The organism is Gluconacetobacter diazotrophicus PA1 5 (assembly GCF_000021325.1).
Classification (GTDB): Bacteria; Pseudomonadota; Alphaproteobacteria; order Acetobacterales; family Acetobacteraceae; genus Gluconacetobacter; species Gluconacetobacter diazotrophicus.
Genome location: NC_011365.1, coordinates 3,553,170 through 3,573,366, shown reverse-complemented (window position 1 = coordinate 3,573,366; position 20,197 = coordinate 3,553,170). Strand labels below are relative to the sequence as shown.

At 67.2% G+C, this 20,197-nt stretch carries 21 protein-coding genes; 14 read left to right on the top strand and 7 right to left on the bottom strand.

The genetic code is table 11. The features are described from left to right. Positions 1 to 19 precede the first annotated feature (19 nt). Positions 20 to 1,015, top strand: coding sequence for an LLM class flavin-dependent oxidoreductase (locus GDIA_RS16375; protein ID WP_012227463.1), 996 nt, complete (start codon positions 20 to 22; stop codon positions 1,013 to 1,015). 44 nt (positions 1,016 to 1,059) lie between these two features. Further along, complete coding sequence (locus tag GDIA_RS16370; RefSeq protein ID WP_012227464.1) at positions 1,060 to 2,736, top strand: M3 family oligoendopeptidase; 1,677 nt, start codon at positions 1,060 to 1,062, stop codon at positions 2,734 to 2,736. A gap of 36 nt (positions 2,737 to 2,772) precedes the next feature. On the opposite strand, the gene GDIA_RS16365 is transcribed toward GDIA_RS16370, so the two are convergent. Beyond that, positions 2,773 to 3,309 carry a thioredoxin family protein gene (locus GDIA_RS16365; RefSeq protein ID WP_012227465.1) on the bottom strand — a complete coding sequence of 179 codons (537 nt, stop codon included), beginning with the start codon at positions 3,307 to 3,309 and terminating at the stop codon, positions 2,773 to 2,775. 102 nt (positions 3,310 to 3,411) lie between these two features. Here GDIA_RS16365 and GDIA_RS16360 point away from each other — a divergent pair, with 102 nt between their 5' ends. Then, positions 3,412 to 3,708 carry a hypothetical protein gene (locus tag GDIA_RS16360; protein WP_012227466.1) on the top strand — a complete coding sequence of 99 codons (297 nt, stop codon included), beginning with the start codon at positions 3,412 to 3,414 and terminating at the stop codon, positions 3,706 to 3,708. A gap of 7 nt (positions 3,709 to 3,715) precedes the next feature. On the opposite strand, the gene GDIA_RS16355 is transcribed toward GDIA_RS16360, so the two are convergent. The 3 genes from GDIA_RS16355 to GDIA_RS16345 are packed head-to-tail and all read right to left on the bottom strand — an operon-like array spanning position 3,716 to position 6,164. Next, a complete protein-coding gene (locus GDIA_RS16355) occupies positions 3,716 to 4,708 on the bottom strand; it encodes an IS481-like element ISGdi9 family transposase (protein WP_012224956.1) in 993 nt (330 codons plus the stop codon). A gap of 15 nt (positions 4,709 to 4,723) precedes the next feature. After that, positions 4,724 to 5,731 (bottom strand): SAM-dependent methyltransferase, encoded by a 1,008-nt coding sequence (locus GDIA_RS16350; protein ID WP_012227467.1) that lies wholly within the window; start codon positions 5,729 to 5,731, stop codon positions 4,724 to 4,726. 10 nt (positions 5,732 to 5,741) lie between these two features. Further along, positions 5,742 to 6,164, bottom strand: coding sequence for a DUF423 domain-containing protein (locus tag GDIA_RS16345; protein ID WP_012227468.1), 423 nt, complete (start codon positions 6,162 to 6,164; stop codon positions 5,742 to 5,744). Positions 6,165 to 6,211: 47 nt separating this feature from the next. Here GDIA_RS16345 and pip point away from each other — a divergent pair, with 47 nt between their 5' ends. From pip to GDIA_RS16330, 3 genes are all read left to right on the top strand, one after another. Further along, on the top strand, positions 6,212 to 7,159 hold the full coding sequence (gene pip, locus GDIA_RS16340; protein ID WP_012554854.1) for a prolyl aminopeptidase: 948 nt from the start codon (positions 6,212 to 6,214) through the stop codon (positions 7,157 to 7,159). 73 nt (positions 7,160 to 7,232) lie between these two features. Further along, the gene (locus GDIA_RS16335; RefSeq protein ID WP_012227470.1) at positions 7,233 to 7,790 is read left to right on the top strand and encodes a DUF4142 domain-containing protein; all 558 of its coding nucleotides are present in this window, start codon (positions 7,233 to 7,235) and stop codon (positions 7,788 to 7,790) included. A gap of 29 nt (positions 7,791 to 7,819) precedes the next feature. Further along, positions 7,820 to 8,404 carry a cob(I)yrinic acid a,c-diamide adenosyltransferase gene (locus GDIA_RS16330; protein ID WP_012554853.1) on the top strand — a complete coding sequence of 195 codons (585 nt, stop codon included), beginning with the start codon at positions 7,820 to 7,822 and terminating at the stop codon, positions 8,402 to 8,404. A 12-nt stretch (positions 8,405 to 8,416) separates the two neighbouring features. On the opposite strand, the gene GDIA_RS16325 is transcribed toward GDIA_RS16330, so the two are convergent. Further along, positions 8,417 to 9,025 carry a gluconokinase gene (locus GDIA_RS16325; RefSeq protein ID WP_231854135.1) on the bottom strand — a complete coding sequence of 203 codons (609 nt, stop codon included), beginning with the start codon at positions 9,023 to 9,025 and terminating at the stop codon, positions 8,417 to 8,419. 887 nt (positions 9,026 to 9,912) lie between these two features. Between GDIA_RS16325 and GDIA_RS16320 the strand changes: the two genes are divergently transcribed. From GDIA_RS16320 to GDIA_RS16285, 8 genes are all read left to right on the top strand, one after another. Beyond that, positions 9,913 to 10,584 (top strand): coiled-coil domain-containing protein, encoded by a 672-nt coding sequence (locus tag GDIA_RS16320; RefSeq protein ID WP_012227475.1) that lies wholly within the window; start codon positions 9,913 to 9,915, stop codon positions 10,582 to 10,584. Further along, a complete protein-coding gene (locus GDIA_RS16315) occupies positions 10,563 to 11,015 on the top strand; it encodes a hypothetical protein (protein WP_012554852.1) in 453 nt (150 codons plus the stop codon). Before GDIA_RS16320 ends, GDIA_RS16315 begins: the two co-directional genes overlap by 22 nt. A gap of 82 nt (positions 11,016 to 11,097) precedes the next feature. Further along, the gene (locus GDIA_RS16310; RefSeq protein ID WP_012554851.1) at positions 11,098 to 12,591 is read left to right on the top strand and encodes an MFS transporter; all 1,494 of its coding nucleotides are present in this window, start codon (positions 11,098 to 11,100) and stop codon (positions 12,589 to 12,591) included. Positions 12,592 to 12,638: 47 nt separating this feature from the next. After that, positions 12,639 to 13,916 (top strand): S-methyl-5-thioribose kinase, encoded by a 1,278-nt coding sequence (gene mtnK / locus GDIA_RS16305; RefSeq protein ID WP_012554850.1) that lies wholly within the window; start codon positions 12,639 to 12,641, stop codon positions 13,914 to 13,916. A gap of 70 nt (positions 13,917 to 13,986) precedes the next feature. After that, complete coding sequence (locus GDIA_RS16300; protein WP_012554849.1) at positions 13,987 to 14,886, top strand: ABC transporter ATP-binding protein; 900 nt, start codon at positions 13,987 to 13,989, stop codon at positions 14,884 to 14,886. After that, the gene (locus tag GDIA_RS16295; protein WP_043459076.1) at positions 14,883 to 15,164 is read left to right on the top strand and encodes a hypothetical protein; all 282 of its coding nucleotides are present in this window, start codon (positions 14,883 to 14,885) and stop codon (positions 15,162 to 15,164) included. Before GDIA_RS16300 ends, GDIA_RS16295 begins: the two co-directional genes overlap by 4 nt. Positions 15,165 to 15,243: 79 nt before the next feature. Further along, positions 15,244 to 16,440 carry an IS256-like element ISGdi8 family transposase gene (locus tag GDIA_RS16290; protein WP_012553962.1) on the top strand — a complete coding sequence of 399 codons (1,197 nt, stop codon included), beginning with the start codon at positions 15,244 to 15,246 and terminating at the stop codon, positions 16,438 to 16,440. Positions 16,441 to 16,561: 121 nt separating this feature from the next. Further along, positions 16,562 to 17,662, top strand: coding sequence for a hypothetical protein (locus GDIA_RS16285; RefSeq protein WP_043459075.1), 1,101 nt, complete (start codon positions 16,562 to 16,564; stop codon positions 17,660 to 17,662). Between the two features lie 17 nt (positions 17,663 to 17,679). On the opposite strand, the gene GDIA_RS16280 is transcribed toward GDIA_RS16285, so the two are convergent. Further along, positions 17,680 to 18,828, bottom strand: coding sequence for a pyridoxal phosphate-dependent aminotransferase (locus GDIA_RS16280; protein WP_144880470.1), 1,149 nt, complete (start codon positions 18,826 to 18,828; stop codon positions 17,680 to 17,682). A 92-nt stretch (positions 18,829 to 18,920) separates the two neighbouring features. Continuing rightward, on the bottom strand, positions 18,921 to 20,123 hold the full coding sequence (locus GDIA_RS16275; RefSeq protein ID WP_012554847.1) for a pyridoxal phosphate-dependent aminotransferase: 1,203 nt from the start codon (positions 20,121 to 20,123) through the stop codon (positions 18,921 to 18,923). Positions 20,124 to 20,197 lie beyond the last annotated feature (74 nt).

Genomic DNA, 20,197 nt, shown 5'->3' with positions numbered 1-20,197 from the left:
CGATGGAGGGAACCAGCCCGTGATTCCGCTTTCGATACTCGACCTGTCGCTGATCGTCCGGGGCAGCGACGCGGCCGTGGCGTTCCGCAACAGCCTCGACCTGGCCCGCCACGCCGAATCCCTGGATTTTCATCGCTACTGGGTGGCGGAACATCATGCCATGCCGGCCATCGCGTCCGCCGCGACATCGGTATTGATCGGTCATCTGGCCGCGGGCACCAGCCGGATTCGCGTCGGCGCCGGCGGAATCATGCTGCCCAACCATGCCCCGCTGACCATCGCCGAGCAGTTCGGCACCCTGGAAAGCCTGTTTCCCGGACGCATCGACCTGGGGCTGGGCCGCGCCCCGGGGTCGGACCAGGAAACCATGCGCGCCCTGCGCCGCGACCCCGCCAGCGCAGACCGCTTCCCCCAGGACGTGGTGGAACTGCTGCATTATTTCGACCCGCCCGCACCGGGCCAGAGGGTGCGGGCCGTGCCGGGCGCGGGGCTGGACATTCCGGTCTGGCTGCTCGGCTCGTCCCTGTTCTCGGCCCATCTGGCGGCGCAGCTGGGCCTGCCGTTCGCCTTCGCCTCGCATTTCGCGCCCGACCAGATGGACGACGCCGTGATGCTGTACCGCCAGCGATTCACGCCCTCGGCGCGGCTGGCGCGGCCCTATGTCATGCTGGGGCTGAACGTGGTGGCGGCCGACACCGACGCCGAGGCACGGGTCCTGTTCACGTCGCACCAGCAGCAGTTCGTGGCGCTGCGGCGCGGCATGCCGGGGCAGTTCCCGCCCCCCGTCGCCTCGACCGAGGGGCTGTGGACGCCGATGGAGCAGGCCGGCATCGACCGCGCCCTGGCCTGCGCCGTCGTCGGCGGGCCGGCGACGCTGCGCGCGGGGCTGCGCGCCTTCATCGACCGGCACCAGCCCGACGAACTGATCATCGTCGGCGCGATCCACGACCATGCGGCACGGCTGCGATCCTTCAGCCTCGCCGCCGAGGCATGGCGGGACCTTGCCCACGCCTAACACGACGATGGACGGGGCCGTGTCGTCGATGCGATGATCGGAGCATGTCGATTTTGTTCAAAGACCTCGCCTTCCCCACCCCTACGGCCGACGGCCTGGCCGCCGCGTTCGGCCGCGTGACGGCGTTGCTGGATGCCGGCCAGCGCGACCAGGCCCTGGCGCTGTTCGATACCGAACGCCGGGCCTATGACAGTTGGGCGTCGCTGGTCGCGCTGCGCTTCGCCCAGGACACCACCGACCCGCAGGCCCGTGCCGACCGCGACCTGGCCGACAGCCTGACCCCGCGCGTGACCGAGCACGAGATCGCGATCAAGCGCCGGCTGCTGGACGACCCCGATCGCCCCGGGCTGGTCGCCGCCGTGGGCACCCATACCGTCCGGCTATGGGAGACCGACATCACCACCTTCGACCCGCGCATCCGCGACGCGCTGGAGGAAGAGGCGCGGCTGGGCGCCGAATACACGGCGCTGCTGGCGTCGGCGCGCCTGACCGTGGACGGGCAGACCGTCAATCTGTCCGGACTGGCGCCGTTCGCCGAAAGCCTGGACCGTGACGTGCGCCACGCGGCGGAACAGGCGCGGTGGGATTTCTTCGCCACCCACGGCACGGAACTGGATGCGCTGTACGACCGGCTGGTCCAGGTCCGTCACGGCATGGCGCGGACCCTGGGCTACGACACCTATACCCCCCTGGGCTACCGCCGGATGCGGCGCGTCGATTACGGACCGGCCGAGGTCGCGCGCTTTCGGGACGACGTGCTGACCCATGTGGTGCCGCTGGTGCGCGCGATCATGGAAAACCGCCGGCTGACCATGAACTGGGACCGGCTGCGGTCCTGGGACGAGGCGCTGATCGACCCACTGGGCAACCCCCGGCCGGCGGGCGACCACGACGTGCTGGTCGAACGGGCGCAGACCATGTTCGACCGGATGGGCGGCGACCTGGGCGCCTTCTATCGCAAGATGACCGAGGGCGGGTTCCTGGACGTGCGCAATCGCCCGACCAAGGCCGGAGGCGGGTTCTGCACCGCGTTTCCCAGCATGGGCATGCCGTTCATCTTCGCCAATTTCAACGGCACGCAGCACGACATCAACGTCTTCACCCACGAGATGGGCCACGCCTACCAGAACTGGAAGAGCCGCGACCTGCCCGGGATCGACCTGCTGTGGCCGACCATGGAAGCCGCCGAGATCAATTCGATGGCGCTGGAATTCCTGACCTGGCCGCAGATCGACCTGATGGTCGAGGACGGGCTGGCGGACCGGTTCCGCCGCGTGCACCTGATCGGCTCGCTCAGCTTCCTGCCCTATGGCGTCTGCGTCGATCATTTCCAGCATGAGGTCTATGCCCGGCCCGACATGACGGCCGAGCAGCGCCATGCGACCTGGCGGCGGCTGGAACAGCTTTACATGCCCTGGCGGGACTATGGCGACCTGGCGCGCCCGGCCATGGGCGGGCGGTGGCAGGCCCAGGGCCACATCTACCGCTCGCCCTTCTATTACATCGACTACACGCTGGCCCTGTGCTGCGCGATGCAGTTCTGGCTGCGCAGCCGGACCGACCAGGACGGCGCGATGGCGGTCTATACCGACCTGTGCACGCTGGGCGGGTCCCAGCCCTTCACCGGCCTGGTCGCCGCCGCCGGCCTGGCCAGTCCGTTCGAACCCGGAACCCTGGCCGACATCGTGCAGGAGGCCGAACGCGTCCTGCAAATGCGGTGAGGTAAGAGGCTGTTTTTAAAGGTAGCTGCGGCGGCCTCAGTGGTCGCGCGCGTCCCAGCCGGCCAGCAGGTCGACGACCGCCTGGGCGGACATGCGGCGCGCGTCGCCCAGCGCCAGCGCGCCGTCGGGGTTGAGCAGCCTGCCCTGCGGGGTGACGATCAGCACCGTAGGCACCGCGTGGATCGTCACGCCGTAATGCTGGGCGATGTCGAGGTTGGTGTTGATCCGCCCGACATTGACCGTCACCGTGACGAAACGCTGCGCCACCCAGGGTGCGACCGACGGCAGGGCCAGCACCCCGGCCAGCATGCGGCAATCGGGGCACCAGTTGCCGCCGAAATCGATCAGCACGTTCCGGCCGCTGGCCTGCGCGGTCCGGAAGGCGGCATCGACCTGCGCCTGCGCGCCTTCCGGCGCGCCATAGGGGGCGGCGACCGGGCGCGGCGTTTCCTGCCCGACCTTCGGCACCGGGGGCATGTCGGCCAGGGCGGGCGTCACGAGGGCCGGCGTGGCGATCAGCCCCAGCAGGGCGGCCAGCGGAAGAATACGCGGAAGAACGCGATGAAAGGGCATGATATCAATCCGTCAGATTTTGATGAACGAAGCATGATGACATATTAACATGAACCACAGTCAGCGTCCGTTATACAAGCCCGCCATGGAAGGATTCCCCGGATGACAGAGGCCCCGCCGCCCAGCATCGCCCGCACCCTGATCAAGACCGTCGCCCTGGTGGGACTGACGGCGGCCCTGATGACCAGCCTGCGTTTCAGCACCACGATCGCGAACGGGGTCGATCACATTGCCGGAACGCGGCTGTGGAGCAGCCTGTACAGCATCGCGGGCGCGTCGGACGCCACGCAGCGCGAACGGTTGATCGTCATCGGGGTGGCCGTCGCCTGCTTCCTGCTGGCGCTGCCGATCGTGCAGGCCGGCGAGTGGGCGGTGGACCGGTTTCGCGCCCGCCGTTAGAGGCTGCCTAGGTGTTTTGTCCCGGGATTTGGTGGTGCGGATTATGTATGAACCGTGATGGTTCTTTTTCCCACTGCTGACAAATGAATTCATATGGAGTGAGGCCGCGCAGGGTCTTGAGCCTGCGGGCGAAATTGTAGGCGGTAACGAAGTCGGCGAGGTGTTGACGCAACTGGTCATGTGTTTCGTAGTAGAAGCGCTTGACGGTGGCGTCCTTGATCGTGCGGTTCATCCTCTCGACCTGGCCATTCGTCCAGGGATGTCGCGGCTTTGTCAGTCGATGCTCGATATCGAGATCAGCACAGGCCAGTTCAAAAGAGTGGCACCGGAACAGGACACCATCCGCCCGCATGGCCTTGATGTCTTCGGGTGTCCATCCATTGCCGGCCGGATCGGTAAAATGCGTGCCGTTATCGGTCAGCACGGTATGGATGCGGTAGGGAACCGCAGCGGCCAGAGCACGCAGGAAGTCACCGGCAACGCGACGTGTCGCTTTCTCGTGCAATTGGACAAAAGCGAATTTCGAGGTCCGGTCGATCGCCACCAGAAGATAAAGGCGCCCCATTTCAGTGCGGACTTCAGCAATGTCGATGTGAAAATAGCCGATCGGATAACTCTTGAACTTCGACCGTTTTGGTTTGTCGCCTTCGGTCTCGGGCAGGCGGCTGATCCCATGGCGCTGAAAACAACGGTGCAGGGAAGATCGCGTCAGATGCGGGATCGTCGCCTGAAGCGCATAAAGGCAATCATCAAGAGGCAGCAGGGTATGGCGACGGAAGGCCACAACGATCGCTTCTTCTTCGGTCGACAGGATGGTTGAGGATGCGACCTTCGGACCGGTGCGTCGATCCGACGTATCGGTCCGCCCCTTCCATTTGGCGACCGTCTTCGGGTTGATCCCGTAGCGTTTCGCCAGAACCCTCAGGCTCTCTTGACTATGTTGTATCGCTCGACGGACTGCCGCTGTCGTCGTGGCGCTTCCGTGGTGAACCTGGCCCATAGCGCATCCTTCCACTCATGTGAAAATAATGCACCACCAAATCCCGGGACCAAACACATAGGCCTCGACCGCCTCGCGATTCCAGAAGAAGGTCAGTTCATGCTTGTTGTGCCACAGGTGCAGCACGCGGCCGCCCGGGATGGCGGCGAAGGCCTCGGCGGTCTCGTGATCGGTTTCGCCCTGGAACTTGATGGTCATCACGATCCGGCGCGCGGCGCCCTCCGCGATCCATCGCCGGGCCAGCGCCAGCAGGCGCGGCGGATAGGCGATGATGTCCGAAAACAGCCAATCCACCGGGCCGATATCGGCGGGGTCGATCCCGAACGCGCTCTCCCGGCGCAGCGTCACTCCTGGCATCGCGGCCACGGCCGGGTCCAGGTCGGCGCGGTCCACGGCCACCACGTCCGCCCCGCATTGCGCGATCGCCCACGTCCATCCGCCCGGCGATGCCCCCAGGTCGACGCAGCGCTCGCCCGGTACTGGCCAGACGCCCAGGCGGGCACAGGCCTCCCATAATTTCAGGTAGGCCCGCGACGGCGGCCCGACCCGGTCCTCGACGAACTGGACGATGCCGTTCACGAAGGGCGAGGATTTGCGCGTGGACAGCAGCATGCTGTCCGCCGCCAGCAGCGTCCATGCCCCCAGATGCCCGCCCGGCGCGGCGGCCGGGAAGGTCAGCGGTCGGGCGGCGACCGGAGGCAGCCGGTCGGTGATCAGCGTCGCCCGGCGGTGATGCCGCACGGCATGGCACGCCCAGTTGCGCTGCCGCGCGCGCAGCAACGCCGCCGCGGCACCGATCGAGGCCACGGGATGGCGTTCGGGCTCGAGCCAGGTGTCCAGCGACCAGGCCGCCGCGACCGGCGGTTCGGCGGACAGCGCCAGCCGCCCGTGCCAGGCCATGATGCCCACGCCCTTGCGCCGCAGTTCCTCGGACAGGGCGTCCTCGAACCCCTCGGCGGCCAGATAGGCCGCGCCCACGGCATGCGGCAGCTCCACCGGCACGCCGGCCACGTCTTCAGTCATTCGTCCGCCCTCAGCGCCGCATTCCATCCACGGCCAGCAGCAGCCACGCCAGGATCAGCAGGCTGCCCCCTGTCGGCGCCACCGGGCCGGGATGCAGGCCGGTGACGCCCGTCCAGGCGACGGCGCCGCAGAACAGGACCGTTCCCAGCACGAATCCCGCCCCCGCCAGCAGCAGCAGGATACGCCGGCCGCGCACGGCCAGCAGGATGCCAACCGCCAGCAGGACCGGCGCGTGCCATATGCCCATCTCCACGGCCTGGTGCGCGAGGGAGCGGCCGGCGGGGGCGAACATCGCATCGGGCAGGTGCGCCGCCAGCGCGCCGCCGATGACCGAGAGCATGCCGATCAGGCCCCCGGCGGCCAGGAACGGCCGCCCGTCCGCCGGGGACGGGGCAGCGGGAGGAACGGAAGACGAAACAGGCAAGACGGTCATGATGGCATCAGTCTAGCCGCGCCGCCCGCTTGACGTATAGTCGCCCCATGCCACGCCACGACCTGTTCCCGGACATCGCGCCCTACGACAGCGGCTACCTGCCTGTCGGCGACGGGCACGAACTCTATTGGGAACAGGCGGGCAACCCCGCAGGGCGGACGGTGCTGTTCCTGCATGGCGGTCCGGGCGCGGGCGCGGGCGCGGTCCATCGCCGCTTCTTCGACCCGGAACATTGGCGCGTCGTCCTGTTCGACCAGCGGGGGGCCGGGCGGTCGCGGCCGCATGCGTCGATCGCGGCCAACACGACACCGCACCTGGTGCGCGATATCGAAACGCTGCGCCAGGCGCTGGGCATCGGGGACTGGCTGCTGTTCGGCGGGTCGTGGGGATCGACGCTGGCGCTGGCCTACGCCCAGGCGCACCCCGAACGGGTGCGCGCGATGATCCTGCGCGGGATCTTCCTGGGCCGGCCGCGCGAACTGGACTGGTTCTTCCACGGCCTGGCCCATGTCTTCCCCGACGCGCACGCGGCCTTCCTGTCGCACCTGCCCGAAGCGGAACGGGATGATCCGCTGGGCGCCTATGGCCGGCTGCTGTTCGATCCCGACCCCGCGATCCACCTGCCGGCGGCGCGGGCCTGGTCGGCCTACGAGGGAACGTGCTCGACGCTGATTCCCGCCCCCGCCGCCGTCGCCGGCTTCGCGCAGGACCGCGCCGTCATCGGCCTGGCGCGGATCGAGGCCCATTATTTCCGGCACGGCCTGTTCCTGCCGCCCGAGGGCCTGCTGGGCGCGATGGAGCGGATCGCGCATATTCCCTGCACCATCGTCCAGGGCCGGTATGACATGATCTGCCCCAGCGAGTCCGCCTGGGACCTGTCCCGGCACTGGCCGCGCGCCACCCTGGTCATGGTGCCGGATGCCGGGCACTCGGCCCTGGAACCGGGCATCCGCCGCCGGCTGGTCGCGTGCGTCGAGGAGATGCGCGACGCATGACAGCCCGTACCAAACCCGCCGCGACCGGATGCGTTCGGTATCCGTTTACCTCTTTCAGGAACGGATCGCATCCATGAAGACATATGTACGCTGGGCATTCGCCGCCGCGCTGCTGCCGCTGGCCGCCTGTGCGGAGCATCCGAAGCCCCCGCCGGCGCCCCCGTCACCGCCGGCCTTCACGGACGCCGACATGACGTTCATCGAAAAGGCGGCGCAGACGAATGCGTTCGAGATCGCGACCGCGAACCTCGCCACCGCCCAGTCGCATAATCCGAAGATCAAATCCTTCGCCGCGCAGATGGTGTCCGACCATACATCCAACCAGGACAAGCTGAGCGGCATCGCGTCCCAGCATGGGCAGACCCTGTCCACGGACCTGAACACGGACGAAGAGCATGTGCTCGATACCCTGAAGGCCGAGAAAGGCCGCGCCTTCGACCATGATTACGCACAATTGCAGGTCGCCGGGCACCGCGACGCGCTGGCCCTGTTCCAGGCCGAGGCACAGGGCGGGTCGGACCCCGCGCTGAAAGCGTATGCCGCCGAGACGGTGCCCACGGTCCAGTCGCATCTGGACATGGCGCAGACCCTGGAGCAACACGATCATCATCGCCGCCGCCATCACCACTGAACCGGCGGCCTGAAGATAGAGACGACTGCATGAGCATCAGGATCGATCGAATCGTCACTCGCGGCGGCGACGGGGGGCAGACATCGCTGGGGGACGGCACGCGGGTGGACAAGTCCAGCGCGCGGATCGAGGCCCTGGGCGCGGTCGATGAAGCCAATGCGACGATCGGCGTGCTGCGCCTGCATCTTTCCCCCACATCGCCGGACGAGGCGTGCCTGGCGCGGATGCAGTCGCTGCTGTTCGATATCGGCGGCATGCTGTGCGTGCCGGAAAACGGCACGCCGGACACCGAGGCACTGATCGACGGCTTCCAGGGGGGTGACGAAGCCGTCGCGTTCATCGAGGAGGCGACCGAACGGCTGCGCGTGCGGCAGGAGCCGCTGCGCAGTTTCGTGCTGCCCGCCGGCAGCGCCGGCGCCGCCCACGCCCACCTGGCCCGCACGGTGGTGCGCCGGGCGGAACGGCGGGTCGTCGCCCTGCGGCAGGAGGATACGGTCAGCCCGTCGCTCCTGCGCTGCCTGAACCGGCTGTCGGACTATCTGTTCGTGCTCGCCCGCCATCTGAACGATGACGGGCGCGGCGACGTGCTGTGGCAGCCGAACAAGGGCCCGTGACCTGCTTGTGGTCTACTTCAGCGGCTGACCGGGCACTGCCAGGTCGGACAGCGTTTCATAGGCGGCCTCGACCAGGCGGGAGCGGCTGGCCGTGACGTCCAGTTCCAGCAGGACCTCGGAATCGTCCGGTTCCTCCAGCGCGTCGAACTGGCTGGTCAGCATCGTGGACGGCATGAAATGGCCCGTCCGCTGCCCCAGGCGCGGCGCGATATCTTCCGGGCGTCCCTTCAGGTAGACGAAACAGACCTGCGGATTGCCGCCGGTGATGACATCGCGATAGCGACGCTTCAGCGACGAACAGGTGACGATTCCGCATCCGCCGGACGACAGCCAGTTCCGTGCGACCTCGGCGATCTTTTCCAGCCAGGGGGCGCGATCCTCGTCCGTCAGGGGAATGCCGGCGCTCATCTTGGCGATGTTCGCCTCGGGATGCAGTTCGTCGCCTTCGACGATCGGCCATCCCATGCGCCGGGCCAGCAACTGCGCCAGGGTGGACTTGCCGGACCCCGACACCCCCATCACCACCAGGACACGCGGCGCCCCGGCCTGCTTCAGGCGCGCCGAGGCGCGGGCCAGGGGAACGGGCGGCGCCGCAAGCGGACCGGCCGCGGACATGGTCATGGGAGCATGCTGTGACATATGAACGTTATTCCCTTTTTGGTATTCTTGCTTTGCGGCTGCCCCACCCGAGCCCTTCACGCCAGGGGCCAGTCAACCCGGGAAGCCACCATTGTCCGCGGCTACGTTGCCAGCCGACACCGAACCAACCCGCATAGTGGTGTCTCTACCCATCGGTCAGGGCAAGCGTTTAGATTCGGAAGTCACATAAAAGTGAACACGGTCGAAACCATCGCCACCGTGGGGCAGTATAAAACGCTGACCAGCGCGTTAATCGACGAAAAACATCGTTACCATTAAAATCAAAACATGACATCGTCCTGACTTTTAAGGTAAATCGAGAGACAGAACGACGAAGATCACCCCTGATCGATTCCCATATTTTTTCCATTTCATCTAAAATCCGCAGATGTTCGATCCGTTTATCGTATTGAATATAGAATCCCAACAGCGATGCAGATTTGACGGGCCGGTTGACGGACCCGACGGCAATGAAAAGCCAGCACATCATGTCGTGCCATGAAATAAATTAATGCCAGATGACAGTTTGCACATCTACCTTCGCTGGAAGAAATGGCATCCCAAGAACTCCAGACACGAGACCCTTGAATTTTCTTGGCGAAACGTGTTAAGTAACCCTCATTAGAGCAAATTGCTTTCGCGCCGCAGATCGTCGCAGATCCTGCAAGTGTCGGAACGCTCGTCAAAACCACCATCTCCAGGCCGGCGGTCGCGAAGCAACCAGGTTACCAGACCGGCTTCGGCATCAAAATTTCTACTTTATGTTCCCATGAAAAGCCTGATCGAAACAAACGACACAAAACAAAATAATTCACAAAAAATCGACTTTGGATCGTCCATCTTTTCTTTTCATTTCGAGAGTCCCTGCTGTGTCCGCATATAATGAATCGTTTCCGTTTTCCGGCGAAACGGAACACGCCGATATTGAAAATCGTGATGAAGTCAGCGAGGACGCGCTGCGTCAGGCCCTTGCCCGCCTGGGGTCGAAACCCGCCGGGTCATCGGCGCCGAGCCCGTCCGCACCGCGCAATGCCCGTGCCTTCGACCCCGCGCAGCGGCGGCGCAAGTTCGTCCAGGACGGCGACGTCCGGGTCGAACATCATGCCCTCGCCCGCCCGGCCTCTGCCCGCACGCTGCATGCCCCGCAGGATGACGGGGGCGAGGTCGAGCGCCTGCGCCACCAGATGCGGCACGAGCAGAAGCTGCGCGAAGACGCCGAGCGCGCCTGTCACGACGCCCAGTCCAGCCTGCGTTCGATGGAAACCCGGATCGGGCATGCCGATATCGAACTGGCCGAGGCCCAGGCCGGGCTCGCAAGCCGCGACGAGGAGATCCTGGCGCTGAGATCCAGCCTGGCAGCCGCCCGGGCCGATATCGCCCGCCTGGAACAGGATCTGGCCCGCAGCATGCGCGAGGCCTCGGCGCCCCGGCCGCCCGCGCCCGTCCGCGCCACGGCGCCGCGTCGTCCGCGCCGGACCGCCGCCCCGCCGGTGGTGGAAGACGAGCCCGAGCCCGTCAAATGGTGGATCAAGAAAAAATAGGACGCGTCGCGATCGTCACCGTCGTCGCCAGCATGGGCGGCGCGGTCGCCATCCTGATGATGGCGCCGCTGATCAGTGGATTGTTCCTGCTGCTGCGCGACGTGTTCGGGGCGCTGATCCTGCCCTTTTCCTTCCTGTTCGGAATGGCGGGGCGCACGGAACACGCCGCGCCCCTCGGCCAGGTCGTGGGCGGCATGGGGTCGGACCTGCTGAATCACCCCGTCCGCGCGCTGGCGGCCGCCCTGCTGTGCGCCCTCAGCACCGGGCTGTTCCTGCTGGCCCGGGGGGGCGGGGCACGGATGATGCTGGGCGGTGCGGCCCTGGCCGCGATCCTGGCCGGATGGCTGGGCGGCCCTGCGATCTATCTGGTCCTGCTGCCCGGCCTGTCGGTCGAATGCCTGTGCCTGCTGCGCCCGATCACGCGAACATGATGGCAGGGTCGGACATCGACCCGGTAATGGTCTGGATGACGAAATAAGCAAAAAGCAACCGTCACCTCGACAGGATTCCCCCATGGCAGGAATGACGTCCCGCCGGCCGGTACCAGACCGGGCGGCTCCCCATCCCTCCTCCCGCTTTTCCCCCCATGCCGCGCCCATCGTCACCGATATCCCCGCGCGTCTGGACCGGCTGCCCTGGTCGCGCTTCCACATGCTGGTGGTCGTGGCGCTGGGCATCACCTGGGTTCTGGACGGGCTGGAGGTCACGGTCGTCGGCTCGGTGGCCCCGGTCCTGCAGCGGGGGGACACGCTGGGCCTCTCGCCCGCAGGTATCGGCGGCGCGGCCTCGGCCTATGTCGCGGGCGCCGTCATCGGCGCGCTGCTGTTCGGCTGGGCGAGCGACCGGCTGGGCCGGCGGCAGATCTTCACCGTCACGCTGGGCCTGTACATCCTGGGCGTGGGCATGACCGCGCTGTCGTGGAACCTGACCAGCTTCGCGCTGTTCCGCTTCGTGACCGGCATGGGCATCGGCGGCGAGTATTCCGCCATCAACTCCGCCATCGACGAACTGATGCCCGCCCGGCTGCGCGGCCGGGTGGACCTGATCGTCAACGGCACGTTCTGGGCCGGGGCCGCGCTGGGCGCCGGGGCGTCGATGCTGCTGCTGCGCGGCAGCATCATGCCGGTCACCATAGGGTGGCGGGCCGTCTTCGCCATCGGCGCCCTGCTGGGCCTGACGGTCATCGCCCTGCGCCGCTGGATTCCGGAAAGCCCGCGCTGGCTGATGACCCACCGCCGGATCGACGAAGCGACCCGCATCGTCACCATGATCGAAACCCGGCATTGCGGCGTGCAGCGGGGTTCGGAAGTGCTGGACACCATCCAGATCTATCCCGCCGGCACGTTCGGCCTGCCGCAGGCTTTGCAGGTCATCATCGGGCCCTATCGCGGGCGGGCCGCCTACGTGCTGGTGCTGATGGTGGCGCAGGCCTTCCTGTACAATGCCGTCTTCTTCACCTACGGGCTGGTCCTGACCCAGTACGACCATGTGCCCGACAGCACGGTGGGGATGTATATCCTGCCGCTGGCGATCGGCAACCTGCTGGGCCCGCTGGTCCTGGGGCGCTGGTTCGACACGGTGGGGCGGCGGCGCATGATCGGCCTGACCTACCTTATATCCGGGCTGATGATGGCCGGCGTGGCGGTGCTGTTCGCCAAGGGCATGCTGGACGCGTGGCTGCAGACGGCGGCGTGGGTCGCGATCTTCTTCTTCGCCTCGGCTGCCGCCAGCGCGGCCTACCTGACGGCCAGCGAGATCTTCCCGCTGGAAATCCGTTCGCTGACCATCGCGCTGTTCTATGCCCTGGGCACGCTGTTCGGCGGCGTGGCGTCGCCGTTCCTGTTCGGATGGCTGATCGGCCAGGGCAGCCTGCTGGCGCTCGCGGCGGGATATGCCGCGGCGGCGATCCTGATGATCATCGCGGCCGGCGTCGCCATGCGCTGGGGGGTCGATGCGGAATGCCAGTCGCTGGAACGGATCGCCCCGCCCCTGTCCAGCATGCTGTAACCCCGCGCCACGTGACGCGGGGGCGGTCCGGCGGTAAGGATTCGGTCATGACCGACACGCCCGAATCCCCGGCCGGATATCGCACGCTGGATGAAGCCGGCATCCGCGCGTTCCTGGCGAGCCGGCCCGCCCTGGCCGCGCGGCTGGGCGGCACACCGGGGACATGGCGGATTCGCGAGGTCAGCGACGGCAACCTCAATAACGTCTTCCTGGTCGATGGCGCCCAGGTCGATGGCACCGGGGGCGGTGTCTGCTTCAAGCAGTCCCTGCCCCATGTCCGGGTCGATCCGAACTGGAAGATGCCGCTGGACCGCACGGGGTTCGAGGCCGCGTACCTGCACGCGGTCCGGCCCCATGTCGGGGACCTGACCCCCGACATCCTGCATTTCGACCCGGATCTGTATGTGCTGGTGGTGGAAAGCCTGGACCGGCATGTCGTACTGCGCCACGGGCTGATGCGGGGCGGCGACTGGCCGGATGCCGCGCGCGCCGTCGGCACCTTCGTGGCACGCGCCACGTTCCCCACCACGACGCTGGCCCTGCCGTTCGAGGACGTGTCCCGCCTGCTGGAGCCGTTTTCGCGCAACCATACGTTGACGCGCATCACCGTCGACCTGGTCCTGACCGACCCGTATCGCGTTCATCCGCGCAATCACTGGCTCAGTCCCGCACTGGACGGCATCGCGGCGCGCATTCGCACCGATCCCGGCGTGCGCCGCAGCATCGGCCGGATGCAGGCGCGCTTCCTGACCTGCCGCCAGGCGCTGCTGCATGGCGACCTTCATACCGGGTCGGTCATGGTGTCGGACACCGACACGCGCATCATCGACGGGGAATTCGCAACACCCGGGCCGATCGGATTCGATTGCGGGCTGTTCGTGGGCAATCTGCTGCTGCACCTGTTCGCCATGGGCAACGCGGCCGGCCGCGACCGCGCGCTGCGCGATATCGGGCGGTTCTGGACGGCTTTCCGGGACGAATTCGTGGACCTGTGGCGCGTCGCCACCCTGCGGGGCGGCACCGGGGACTCCTATGCCGCCAGCCTGTTTCGCGACGACGCGACCGGCCTGCTTCAGGCGCAGGACGATATGATGCGCGAGGTCGAGGCCGACACGATCGCCTTCGCCGCGATGGAGGTCATTCGGCGCATCGTCGGATATGCCCACGTGCCCGACTTCGACACGATCCCGGACATCGTCGCCCGCGTCGGCCGCCAGGGCGCGGCCCTGTCGCTGGCGTGCGACCTGCTGGCCGATCCGAAGTCCGCCCCGTCCATCGCGGCACTGATCGACCTGGCACGTGCCCGCGCGTGCGATCGCGCGTAACGTTCACGCTCTGGTTGAGTTCCGCGCAATGTGCCCATAATGTGACATAACATTGCAGGCAAGGAGCCCGATGACGCACGCAACATCTGCCGCGACCGCGCCATCGGTCGTCGAAATGGCCGATCTGGTCAAGACATTCGGCAATCGTCGGGCGCTGGACGGCATTTCGGCTTCCATCGCCCCCGGCGAGATCGTGGCGCTGCTGGGGCCGAACGGGGCGGGGAAATCCACCCTGATCGGCTGCCTGCTCGGCTTTCTCCTGCCCAGTTCGGGCAGCGTCCAGATCTTCGGGCACGAGGCCGGCGAGTTGCCGCCGGACATTCGCGCCCGCACGGGGTACGTGCCCCAGAGCATGAACGCCTTTTCCTCGTTCCGCGTGGGGCAGTTGATCGACTATCTGGGCACGTTCTACGCCGTGCCGCCCCCGCCCCCCGACCCGGCGCTGCTGGCTTGGGCGAACCTGGATATGGCGGCCCGGGTCAAGGGGCTGTCCGGCGGGCAGAAGCAGCGGCTGTCCATCGTGCTGGCCTTTCGCCATCGGCCGGATTTCCTGGTGCTGGACGAACCGGTGGCCAGCCTGGACCCGCAGGCCCGGCGCGATTTCATGACGCTGCTGGCCGATTACTGTGCCGCGTCGCAACGCAGCGTGCTGATTTCGTCGCACATCCTGTCGGACCTGGAAAAGGTCGCCACCCGCGCCCTGTTCGTCGCGCGGGGCAGGATCGTCCATGACACGCCGATGGCCCGCTTCCGCGATTCGATCCGCTGGGTCGTGCCGGCCGAGGGCGTCCCGGCGCTGCCGGCGGATCTGCTGCGGGGTTGTCCGGCCCTGAAAATGCTTGGAGGAAACGAGGCGACGGGTGCCGTCCTGGTGGATGGCTGGTGCGACAGCATGCGCGGGCATGTGGCGGAGGTGGCGGAGATCCGCACGCCCGACCTCGAGGCCGCGTTCCTGGAAATCACCCGATGACCCGTGCCTGGACGTGCTATCGCGCGGCCCTGCGCAACTATGCCTCGCGCGCGTTCGTCGTCGGGAATCCAACCCTTTATTCCGCCCTCCTGTTCCTGGCGATCACGCCTTCCTGGGTCGCGAAGGTAGGGCCCGGATTGCGGCACGGCACAACCGCCGCGATGGACCATGCCGGCGCCAATCCGTTGTCCATGACCGCGTTCATGGGCATGACCAGCATCAGCACCTATTACTGGCGCCAGGTCGGTGAATCGGCTGTGTCCCGAGGTGTGGTATAGGAGCGAGTCTGGCTGCTGAGGCGGCCATCGCCGGTCTTTGATAGGGTTCGGGTGCGAACTGAACCTGAAGGACCTGACGATGACCGACGAGAAGATGGCGCTGCTGGAGCTTGTGGAGCAAGCGTCGGATGGCGATTTTGTTCGTGAGATGCTGGCGTTCGCTGCCGATCGGATGATGGAGATGGAGGTTGAGGCCGGGACCGGTGCGCCGCTTGGCGCGCGTTCGGCCTCCCGCTCGACCCAACGCAACGGCTACCGCGCTCGGAACTGGGACACCCGGGCGGGCACGGTGGAGCTTGCGATCCCGAAGCTACGCAAGGGCAGCTATTTCCCGACCTTCCTGGAGCCGCGGAAAACGGCGGAAAAGGCACTGCTGGCGGTCATCCAGGAAGCCTACGTCCAGGGTATTTCCACGCGATCGGTCGATGATCTCGTCCGCGCGATGGGCGCCGGGGGCATCTCCAAAAGCCAGGTCAGTCGTCTGGTGGGCGAGATCGACGAACGGGTCAACAGCTTCCTGTCTCGGCCGATCGAGGGCGAATGGCCGTATCTCTGGATCGACGCCACCTATCTGAAACTGCGCCAGGGTGGCCGGATTGTCTCGATTGCCGTGATAATCGCCGTGGGCGTAAATACGGACGGCCGTCGTGAGGTGCTCGGCGTGGCGACGGGACCGTCCGAAGCGGAAGCGTTCTGGACGGATTTCCTGCGCTCCCTGGCCGATCGCGGCCTGCGCGGCGTGAAGTTGGTGGTGGCCGACGCGCATGCCGGACTGCGGGCCGCGGCCGGTCGCGTGTTCAATGCGACCCTGCAACGCTGCCGGGTGCACTGGCTGCGCAATGCGCTCGCCCATGCCCATGCGAAGCAGCGTCCTGCCATCTCGGCCCTGTTGCGCACGATCTTCACGCAGGAAACCGCCGAGGATGCGTCACGCCAATGGCGGCACGTCACCGACAAGCTGCGCGAAGGCTTTCCGAAGCTGGCCGAATTCATGAAGCGGACGGAAGTGGACGTGCTTGCCTACATGGGCTTTCCTCGGGAGCATTGGACGCAAATCTCGTCGACGAACCCGATCGAGCGGGTGAACAGGGAGATCAAGCGTCGCTGCGACGTCATCGGCATTTTCCCCAACGATGCCGCCATTATCCGCCTCGTCGGCGCGCTGATGCTCGAACAGAACGACGAGTGGGCGGTCTGCCGACGTTACATGACGCTGGAAGGACTGGCCGCCATCAGCCATAATCCCACAATCAGCCTGCCCGCCGTGGCCGCCTGATAACCTCGAACCCTTCGAGGAACGGTGCTCCTACACCACACCTCGGGACACAGCCGGTGAATCGCTCGCCACGACCATTCCGGGGTTTCTGGCGGCGGAATTGCGGGCGGGACTTACGGTCGTGGCCCTGCTGTTCGTGGCGCTGACGATCCCGCTTCTGTGGTGCGGCCTGCCGGTCGCGGGTGCGGCCGCGTTCGTCGCCTTCAGCTTTACCTTCGCGGCGGGCGGCCGACCAGTGCGGGGCGAAAAGCGCTCGCTGAAATGGCTGCGCGTCGGAATCATGACAGGCGGCGCGCTCTTTTCGTTCATTCCGCAATGGCAGATCTGGCTGCTGTTCCTGCCGTGGCCGCTGGCGGCCGGCATCGTGGCCGTGTGCGGCACGCTGGTGGTCCTGGGCATGACCTATCATGCCGGACGCACCCAGGCGGAGCAGGAGCTGGCCGAAAACCGGGCCGACAGCCGGCGGACGTCCGTCATGCAGCCGGGCGTCGTGGGCCGGACGCTCGGACACCTGATGCTCTGGCAGCCGCCCATGCTGCGGCAGGCGCCGCTGCCGCCCACCCTGGCACGCCCCCTGGGGCCGGCGGGAATCCTGCTGATGGCACTGGCATCGGTTACGGGCATGCTGGCCATCAGCGCCATGACCGCGTCCATCATGGTCCTGATGCATGAAGGCGCGTTCGCCCCGATCTTCCGCGATACCGCGCGGGGGGGCCTGGTCACGCTGCCGGGCGTGACGCTCATGGTGCTGAGCAACTGGCTGCTGAATCGCAAGGACTGGCCGTTCTTCTTCATGGCCGGGCGATATGGCAGCCGCGTGGCCTTCGCCCGGACGATGTTCCGGGCCTACCGGCTCAACGTCCTCCTGTGGGGCGTCGGGGTCATCGTGCCGGTGATGCTGGTGCTGGTCCTGCTGGGCAGCGTCCCGGGCGCCGTGGCCGGGTGGCTGGGCGTGCTGCTGGTCCTGATGTTCACGGGCGCATGCTACGGGTCCTCGGTCCCCCTGATCTGGCGGGAACTGGGGGGCAAGGGCGTCACGATCGCGGCCGGCATGGCCGCATACATGGCGATGATCCTGGCCAATCCGGTCGTCCTGTACCGCGCCCACCATGCCGACCTGGCCATCGCCGCGTCGCTGGCGATCTTCGTGGCCGGGATGGCAGTCTCGCAAGTGGCCCCCCGGCAACTGCCCCGCATGGACTGGCCGTTCGACGGGGAATAGAGCCGGCGTGCGGTTCCTCAGCCCAGGCCGGCGACGAACGTCGCGATGCGCGCGCAGGCTTCGCGCAGCGTCCCGTCATCCGTGGCGCAGGACAGGCGCAGGTAGGGTCCCTTGCCGAAGGCGCTGCCTTGGACGCAGGCCACGTGCTGTTCATCCAGCAGGGCGATGGCGAAATCCTCGTCCGTTCGCAGCATGCGGCCGCCCTGGCTGGTCTTGCCCAGGCATCCGGCAATCCCCGGATAGGCATAGAACGCGCCCTGCGGCATGGCGCATGTCACCCCGGGGATGGCGCGCAGGGACTCGACCACCATGGCGCGGCGCCGGGCATAGGTGTCGCGCATTTCGGCCACCAGCCCGGCCGGTCCGTCCAGGGCGGCCGCGGCGGCGGCCTGGGCGATGGAACACACGCCGGAGGTCGCATTCCCCTGCACCCGCGTCATCATGCGGATCAGCCGCGCCGGGCCGCCGCCATAGCCGATGCGCCAGCCGGTCATGGCATAGGATTTCGACACGCCGTTCAGCGTCAGGATACGGGATTTCAGGTCGGGCGCCACGGCGGCGAGGGAATGGTGCCGCGCCCCGTCGAAGACCAGATGTTCGTAGATTTCGTCGGACAGGATCCAGGCCTGCGGATAGCGGCGCAGTACCTCGGAGATCGCTTCCAGGTCCGCGAGCGTGACCACCGCGCCGGTCGGGTTGTTGGGAAAATTCAGCACCACCCAGCGCGTGCGCGGCGACAGCGCGGCCTCCAGCGCCGGGGCGGTCAGGCGGAATCCGTCTTCCTCGCGGCATGCGGCGAAGACCGGCACGCCGCCGAACAGCCGCGCCGCCAGCGGGTAGCTGACCCAGTAGGGCGAGGGAATGACGATTTCGTCCCCCGCATCGATCGTCGCCATGAAGGCGTTGAAGATCACCTGCTTGCCGCCGTTGGACACCATCAGTTCCGCAGGCGTGTAGGCCAGGCCATTCTCGCGCTCGAACTTCCGTGCGATCGCCGCCTTCAGCGCCGGCGTGCCGTCGACGGGCGGGTATTTCGTCTGCCCATCCAGCGCGGCGCGATGGGCGGCCTCGATCACCGCGTGCGGCGTCGCGAAATCGGGCTCGCCCAGCGCCAGGGACAGGACCTGGTGCCCTTCGGCCCGCAGGGCGCGGGCCCGGACCGCCATGGCGATGGTGGCGGGCGAGTCCAGGCGCGCGGTGCGCGCGGCAAAGCCCGGTTCGGCCACCCCGACGCCCGCCGGACCCGTGCCCGTCACGTTCAGCGCAACCCGGCGCAGAAGCGCTGGATGCGGGTGCAGGCTTCGCGCAGGCTTTCGGTATCGGTCGCGTAGGAAATGCGGAAATGGCCGGCGAACATGAAGGCCGCGCCATGCACCGCCGCCACGCCCTCTTCCTCCAGCAGGGCGGTGACGAAGGCCTCGTCATCGACGATGGCCGTCCCGCCGGCGCTGACCTTGCCCAGGCATCCCTCGATCGACGGGAAGACGTAGAACGCGCCCTCGGGCCGGGAACAGGTCAGGCCGCGCGCCTGGTTCATCATGCCCACCACCAGGTCGCGGCGGTCCTGGTAGGCGCGCACCATGTCGCCGATGAAGTCCTGCGGGCCGGACAGGGCCTCCAGCGCCGCCGCCTGGCTGATCGAGCAGGTGCCCGAGGTCGACTGGCTCTGCAGCTTGTTCATCGCGCGCGTCAGCACGGCCGGCGCGCCGGAAAAGCCGATGCGCCAGCCGGTCATGGCATAGGCCTTGGACACACCGTTCATCGTCACCGTCCGGTCGCGCAGCCGGGGTTCGACCTGCACGATGGTGGCGGGCGTGAACCCGTCATAGACCAGCTTGTCATAGATATCGTCGGTGAAGATCCAGACATCCGGGTGCCGCAGCAGCACGTCGCAGATCGGCCGCAGGTCCTCGGCCGAATAGGCGGCGCCGGTCGGGTTGCAGGGCGAGTTCAGGAAGAACCACTTGGTCCGGGGCGTGATGGCGGCCTCCAGGTCGGCCGCCCGCAGCTTGAACCCGGTCTCCGCCGCGCACGGGACGATGACGGGCACGCCATCGGCCAGCGCCACGATATCGGGATAGGACACCCAGCACGGCGCGGGGATGATCGCCTCGTCCCCCGCATTCAGCGTCGCGACCATGGCGTTGTAGATCACCTGCTTGCCGCCGGTGGAAACGATGATCTCGTCCGGTGTGTAATCCAGGCCGGAATCGATGCGGAACCGCTCGGTCACGGCCCGGCGCAGCGGCAGCGTGCCGGCGACGTCGGTATATTTCGTCTGGCCCGCTTCGATGGCGCGGATCGCCGCGTCCTTGATGTTCCGGGGGGTGTCGAAATCGGGCTCGCCGGCCGACAGGCTGATGACGTCCTGTCCGGCTTCCTTCAAGGCGCGCGCCTTGGTGGAGATGGCGATGGTCTGGCTGGGGCTGACCTTGTTCAGACGGGCGGCGATAAGATCCATGACACCGAAGATCCAGAGGAACGGGAAACGCGCGCCCCTGTCGGGCCCGACGCGGAAACCACCGTAATGCGAAG